At 68.0% G+C, this 6,753-nt stretch carries 3 protein-coding genes; 2 read left to right on the plus strand and 1 reads right to left on the minus strand.

The window, feature by feature from the left end; genetic code table 11:
• Both ACIA8K_RS37440 and ACIA8K_RS37445 read left to right on the plus strand, forming a co-directional pair.
• Positions 1–1,735: ATP-binding protein (locus ACIA8K_RS37440; RefSeq protein WP_396068227.1), on the plus strand; the 1,735-nt coding region annotated here is incomplete at its 5' end.
• A gap of 52 nt (positions 1,736–1,787) precedes the next feature.
• Complete coding sequence (locus ACIA8K_RS37445) at positions 1,788–5,744, plus strand: tetratricopeptide repeat protein (RefSeq protein ID WP_396068228.1); 3,957 nt, start codon at positions 1,788–1,790, stop codon at positions 5,742–5,744.
• 7 nt (positions 5,745–5,751) lie between these two features.
• Here the strand turns inward: ACIA8K_RS37445 and ACIA8K_RS37450 are convergent, their stop codons facing one another.
• On the minus strand, positions 5,752–6,543 hold the full coding sequence (locus tag ACIA8K_RS37450) for an alpha/beta fold hydrolase (RefSeq protein ID WP_396068229.1): 792 nt from the start codon (positions 6,541–6,543) through the stop codon (positions 5,752–5,754).
• Positions 6,544–6,753: the final 210 nt, after the last annotated feature.

Below are 6,753 nucleotides of genomic sequence, written 5' to 3' on the forward strand. Positions count from 1 at the left end.
AGCCGGGTCGGCGCCGTCAGGATTCACGCCGTCGGGACTCGCGCCGTCGGGATTCGTACCGGCCGGGCGGTTCGACGTGCTACTCGTCGACGCGTTCGAGCACTGCCGACCGCTGGAGGCCTGGCTGCGGGACGTGTTCCTGCCCGCGCTGCCGCCCGGCGCCGCCGTGGTGATCGCCGGACGCGAACCGGTCTCCCCCTCGTCGTACGAACTCGGTGATCTCAGCCCGGCCGAGGCCGCGCGGCTGCTCCGGTTACGCGGCGTCGCACCGGAACACCACCAGGCCGTGCTCTCCTTCACCGGCGGGCACCCGCTCGCGCTGAGCCTCGCGGCCACGCTGCCCGCGGACGCGCTGCCACCGGCCGGTGCGCCCTGGCAGCCGGCGCCCGAGGTGCTGGCGTCGCTTCTCGGCGCGCTGATCGGCGACGTGCCGACCCCTGCGCACCGGCAGGCGCTTGAGGTCTGCGCGCACGCGCCGTACACCACGACTGACCTTCTGCTCGAGGTCGTCGGCGCCGATCTGCTGGACTGGCTGCGGCGGCTGCCGTTCGCGGACGCCGGCCCGGACGGCGTGGCGCTGCACGAGATGGTGGGCGAGGCCGTCGACGCGGACCTGCGCTGGCGCGACCCCGCCGGGTACGAGCGGATGCACCGGGCGATCGGCGCGCACCTGCTGGACCGGGCTCGGGCGGCGGAAGGCCCGACGGACTCGCTGGCCGCCACCCGCGGGGTCGCCCACCTGCAGCGCTACGGCCCGATGTCCGAGTGGCTGACCCTGATGCCCCAGCACGGCGACGGGTACGAGGACGGCCTGTTCCACGGCGACCACGACGCGATCGTGGCGATGACCCGCACGGCCGAGGGCCCGGAGTCGGCCGCGACCGTGGCGCACTGGCTGCGCGCACAGCCGGAGTCGTTCCGCGTCTACCGGCGGTCCTCGGACGACACGCCGGCCGGCTTCCTGCTCTGGCTGCGGCTGCCGGTCGGCGACCCGGACGCGGCCGCGGCCGACCCGCTCGCGGCCGCCGCCTGGGCGCACGCGGAACGCACCCGGCCGCTCGGGGCGGGCGAACACCTGGGCCTGGCCCGCTTCATCGTCACACGTGACGGGTTCTCGCACGCGCTGCACCTGCTGCAGCTGCGCATCTACTCGAACTGGATCCGGTCCGACCGGCTCGCCTGGTCCTACGTGCCGACAATCGCACCCGAGGAGTGGGCGCACCGGCTCGGCATGCTCGGCCACCGCCCGACCGGCGCGGCCCCGCTTGTCGACGGCCGCCGGTACGCGCTGTTCGGCTGCGACTGGCGGGTGACGCCGCCGGACACCTGGTTCGGGCTGGTGCCACCGGCCATCGCCGCGCCCACCGGGCCCGCGCCGTCCGTGCTGGCCCGCCCGGACTTCGACACCGCAGTTCGCGAGGCGCTTCGCGACTTCCACCGGCCGGGCGCGCTGGCCGCCAGCCCGCTGCTGCGGACCCGGATGGTGACCGGCACGGCCGGCAGCCCGGTGGACGCGCTGCGCGAGCTGCTGACGGACGCGGTCGACGGGCTGCGTGAGGACCCGGGCGAGGCCCGCCTGCACCGGGTGGTGGCGACCACGTTCTTCCACCGGCTGCCCACGCAGGTCGCAGCCGCGGAACGGCTCGGCCTGTCGTTCAGCACCTACCGCCGCCACCTGAACCGCGGCCTGGACCGCGTCGGCGAACTCCTCTGGCAACGCGAGTCCGGCAACTGACGTAACCGGTTACACCTGAACCGCGGTTGCCTACGCAAGGCATCATCATCAGGTGACCGGTCGACGCCCATCGCTCATTGCCACCATCACTGTCTGGGCACTACTCGTCTTCGCTCTTGCCGGCTTCGCTGTGTTCCTCGCGAATGCAGGACTCGGCAAGGCCGACCAGTGGTCGAGCGTCGTCTCCGGCATGATCGCGATTGTCGGGCTGATAGGGCTGATCGCCAGATTCGCCGTGCCCAGGGCTGCGCGGCTTCTGTCGAGACGGGGCAGCACTCCGGCCGCCGAGGCCTCAATCCGCTTGCAGTTTCTTGGCGACAGCGGAAGGCCACCGTTGGTATCCGACGTCGATCCGGTCTTGCTGGGCGTAAAACAGTCGATTCGTCTCGCACCCGACGGCGACACCGATCTGCCGCCATACGTCAGTCGCGACATCGACCAAGAGATCCAGTGGCTGATACCCGAAGGCGGCTTGATCCTTCTGCACGGCCGGGCGGCAGCCGGCAAGACCCGAACGGCGTTCGAAATGGTCCGAAGACTCTGCCCGAACCACGACATGCTCATACCCGTCGACGCTCACGCCGTGCAGGACATCATGCGATTGGAGCCCTCTCCGGTCGGCGCTGTCATCTGGCTCGACGACCTTGAGCGCTACCTGACGCCCGGCGGCCTCGACACGGTGTTCGTCGAGCTGCTGCCGACGATGAACGCCGTCATAGTCGCAACGATTCGAAACGACGAACTGTCGAAGATCGATCAGGTGGCCTTCGGCACCCACGACGATCCCGGCATCAGCGCCAAAAGATTCGCGGGAGACCTGCTGCGCCGCTTCGCTCGGCGGATCGCGGTCCCCAACCAGTTGTCCGAGGACGAGGAAGCCCGCGCCGCCGGCTCGACGGACGACCGGATCACTCAAGCCTCGACGCAGCACGAGTATGGATTCGCGGAGTTCCTCGCCGCCGGACCATCGCTGATGGCGAGATGGACGATCGGCGACGGATGGGATTTCCTTGTCCGGCAAGCGATCATCTCCGCGGCGGTGGATTGCCGACGGGCCGGATACACCCGGCCGGTGCCCTCCGAAGCCCTGTCGCGCCTGTTCCGTGGCTACCTGCCTCAAGGCATGAGAAAACGTGACGATCTACCGGACTTTGCCGCAGTGTTGCCTGACGCGGCCCGGCCCGTCCTCGGCGCGAGCTCGTGCATCATCCCGAGAGAAGGCGGATTTCAGGCACACGACTACCTGATGGACCGGACCGACGACGCCAGCTCGCCGATTGCAGCCCGTCCGATTCCCGATCAGGTCTGGGCGGAGATGATCGAGATTGCCACAACCGACGAGAACGCGGAGATCGGAGAGGCGGCCTACAGCGCAGGCCGGAACGACATCGCCGGTACGGCATACCTCTGCGCCGTCCCCGGTGACAGTCATAAGGCGATGTTCGGGCTTGGCGTGCTCGCCACGGATCGCGGCGATCCCAGCGAAGCCGAGGCATGGTACCGACGATCGATCGAGGGCGGAGATCCTTCACCGATGTTGAATCTCGCCGTCCTCCTCGAAGATCAGGGAAGGCACGATGAGTCCGAAGAGTGGACCTTGAAGGCGGCGAGGACCGGGCACTCCCTCGCCGTCTACCGACTCGCCCTGATCTCGCAGAAGCAGGGCGACAGCGACACCGCCCAGGCGCTGTATCGGCTCGCGGCCAACGCAGGTCTTCGGTTCGCCATGACGAACCTGGCGAACATCCTCGTCGAGCAAGGCGAGCCCGAGGAAGCCAGATCCCTGTGGCAACGGGCGGCGGAGCGCGGCGACATCATGGCGATGGCCAACCTGGGGATCGTCGCCGAGGAGGAAGGACGCCTGCCCGATGCAGAGGCCCTTCTCCGTCGGGCCGCGACTGGTGATGAGTCGCTGGACGACGAGCAGCACGATTGCAAAGTCCTTTACAGCGCTTTCCTCACCCGGCGGGGACGCGATGACGAAGCTGTCAGGTGGTTGGAGCGCGCCGCGTTCGCCGGGCACGTTCCGGCCATGATGCTCCTACTCACCAGGGCGATAAGTGCGCGAGACCCGGACAGTGCGACCGTCTGGGCAATCATGGCCGCAGAGAAGGGCGAGACCTCCGCGCTGTACTACCTTGGTGAACGATCCGCTGGCAGCAGCGGCGCTCAGGAAGCCCGTTCTCTACTGGAGGAGCTGTCGAACTCGGGAGAGACCGCAGCTCGCGCCAGTCTGGGATTTCTGCTGACGATGACCGGGGAAACGGAGAGAGGAATCCGGCTCTTGCAAGAACCCGCTCAACGGGGGGACTTTCGCGCGCAGCATTGCCTGGCGGAAATCCGGGAGGCGGAGGGCGCGACGGCTGAGGCGGAATTCTGGTACCGGAAGGCACTCGAGCACGGTCCGGCGGAGATCAAGAGCAATCTGGGCCACCTCCTCATGAGGTCCGGCAGGTCGGAAGAGGCCGAGGTCCTCTTCCGGCAGGCAGCCGACGCCGAGGTGACCGATGGGATGTACAACCTGGGTCTTCTGCTCGACGGCAGAGGACATACCGACGAAGCCATGATCTACCTTCAGCGCGCCTCTGATGCGGGCGATCGGATAGCAGCTAATAAAATCGGCCGCATGAAACGCAGCGCCGGCCAATCCGACGCCGCAGCGCGGTATTTCGCGCTCTCCCTTGAGCAGGAGGGTGCCATCGGAGAAATCATGCCGCTGCACCCTACGGAGGCGTTGCTCGTCCTGAGGATGCGGATCGCCCCACCGCCGGAAAAGCAGAGTCGAACGGTACCGAACGACACCACAGGGCGGGAGCCGGGAGTCGGGGATGATAGTCCGCTGCTTTCCACACTCGCGGAGCTTTTCGAGGCCACACACGAACCGCGAAGTCCGATGGAACTGTACGCGTTCGGCTACAGACTACTCGGCCTCGAGAGCCGCGAAGCGGACCCACCGCGCTGGATCGATCGGATAGACCCACTCGACCTGATCTTTCTCGGATTGGTCGGCTCACCTGCATTGTCAGAGCCATACAATTTCGCCCAACACCGCGAAGTATGGGTTGATGCCGTACGGAGAAGTAGTCACTGGAAGGCTCTCATCAGATTCACGGAGTTGTCGGTCGGGGTCAGCGCCGAGACTGGGCTGGCCATTGACCATCCTGATGTCCTGCTCCGGATCGTTCAGGCAGCCGCAGACGACTATCTCTGCAAGAAGAGACTTCCCAGATCCTTGACGGATGGCTGGGCCAACCGTGGGCGCAGCGCCTATCGACAGAGCCTCGCGCTGACCGACTTCCTGCTGGCGCCGCCGGAAGATGGTGTCCAGCGCCTCGCTGGGCTTCCCCGGACCGATGGAACCGACGGCATGGTCACTCCACAGGTGGCCGTGGTGGAAGGCTTACATGCCATAAGCGCGATGGGGATCGCGCATGCGGACGGGCCGGAGTTCCTCCTTACCTGTCTTTACCTCGGGCTCGTCCAGATCGACGACGAACAGGCGCTGGCAGAGATGCCGGGCTGCGTCTTCGGTTGGGCATATGCGTTGCCGAGCACATCAACTGTCGCCCGAGTGGTGGACACCGTCCTCGCAGCGACCGATCTGGACATCGATGTTGACTCGACCGCCATGAAGCTCATGACCATGCCGGAGTTCACCAGGCCGGTCGAGACACAGGACCGCTATCCGGTGCGATTGATCGGACGGCTGCCGGACCTGGCACGTGAATTGGGCCTTCCTCCCGTCCACGCCACATACACGGGCGAGGACGTGGACGACTATTACCACACCGACGACGTGGATGGGGATGAAATGGCACCGGACGCCGTCTTCGACAGGATCGTCGAGGCGGTGCGCGCGTCCGGCATTGATCCTGCCTTCGCCGAGGCGATTCGTGAGGTCGGATACATCGTCACCGATCAGAATTTCGACGGATTCAGTAGGGAGGAGATCGAGGCATGGACCGAAGCCGTTGAGCGCTCCCGAAGGCTAGGCGGGGACCCGGATTGATGCTGTCTCACCAGCTGTAGCCGGCGAGCATGACGCGGAGGCGGGCCGCGACCATGTCCGGGTTGGCCTGGACGCCCATGTGGTCCAGGGCGGGCAGCTCAAGCACCGTGAAGCCGGCCGCCTCCAGGTCGTCGCGGGTGGCACGGACCCGCCGGGCCAGCCGCGCGCCGGGCCGACTTTCGTGGAGCAGGCAGCCGGGCTCGCCGTCCTCCGCGCCGAACCAGAAGATCTTTGGGCCGGGAAGCGCGGTCAGTGCAGCGCGGTCGTCCCGCTCGTCCCACGCGCGGTACATCAGCCCGGTCGCGAACGCATTGTCGGCAAGCGGCCGCATCCCGGAGGTCAGGTAGGCCAGGCGCGCGCCCTCGGACGAGCCCATCCAGTACTCCTTGGAGCCGAGGATCGGGAAGCCGCCGATCAGCAGCCCGGCCACCCGGGGGCTCAGCGGCGCCAAGAAGCCGCATAGCGCGGCCATCCCCGAGTAGCCGGCCAGCACGAACCGGTCCGCACCCGCCTCGTCCGCGACCCGGTGCAGGTCCGCCACCTCCAGCTCGACCGGGAACGCCTCGATCGGCTTGCCGCCCCAGAACGAGGGCCCGTCCTCCTGCTCCTCCCAGGACACCCAGTCCCCGGCGTCGCCCTCCGGCGCGTCGATGCCTGTCACATGCCGGGGCATGTACCGGACCACCCGGTACCGGTCGGCCAGCCGTTCGGCCAGATCCGCGTGCTCACGCCGTGTCCGGCACGGAAAGATGATCACTGGTCCGGCGCCGCGCGCCTCGTACCACACCGGCAGGCTCATACGAGCCAATCTAGGCGCCCCCGCACGGATCCACAGTGGCTTCTGCTCTCAGCATGATCCCGCACCGGTACGGTCTTCCGGCACACGGCGTAACCGGCTCCGAGCGGAGCCCGGCGGAGCCCGGCGGAGCCCGGCGGAGCCCGGCGGAGCCCGGCGGAGCCCGGCGGAGCCCGGCGGAGCCCGGCGGAGCCCGGCGGAGCCCGGCGGAGC

This window comes from Catenuloplanes sp. NPDC051500 (genome assembly GCF_044454585.1).
GTDB lineage: Bacteria > Actinomycetota > Actinomycetes > Mycobacteriales > Micromonosporaceae > Catenuloplanes.

Excerpts from the sequence above, each read along its gene's own strand:
- ACIA8K_RS37450 (WP_396068229.1), bottom strand. The coding sequence starts at position 6,543 with ATGAGCCTGCCGGTGTGGTACGAGGCGCGCGGCGCCGGACCAGTGATC.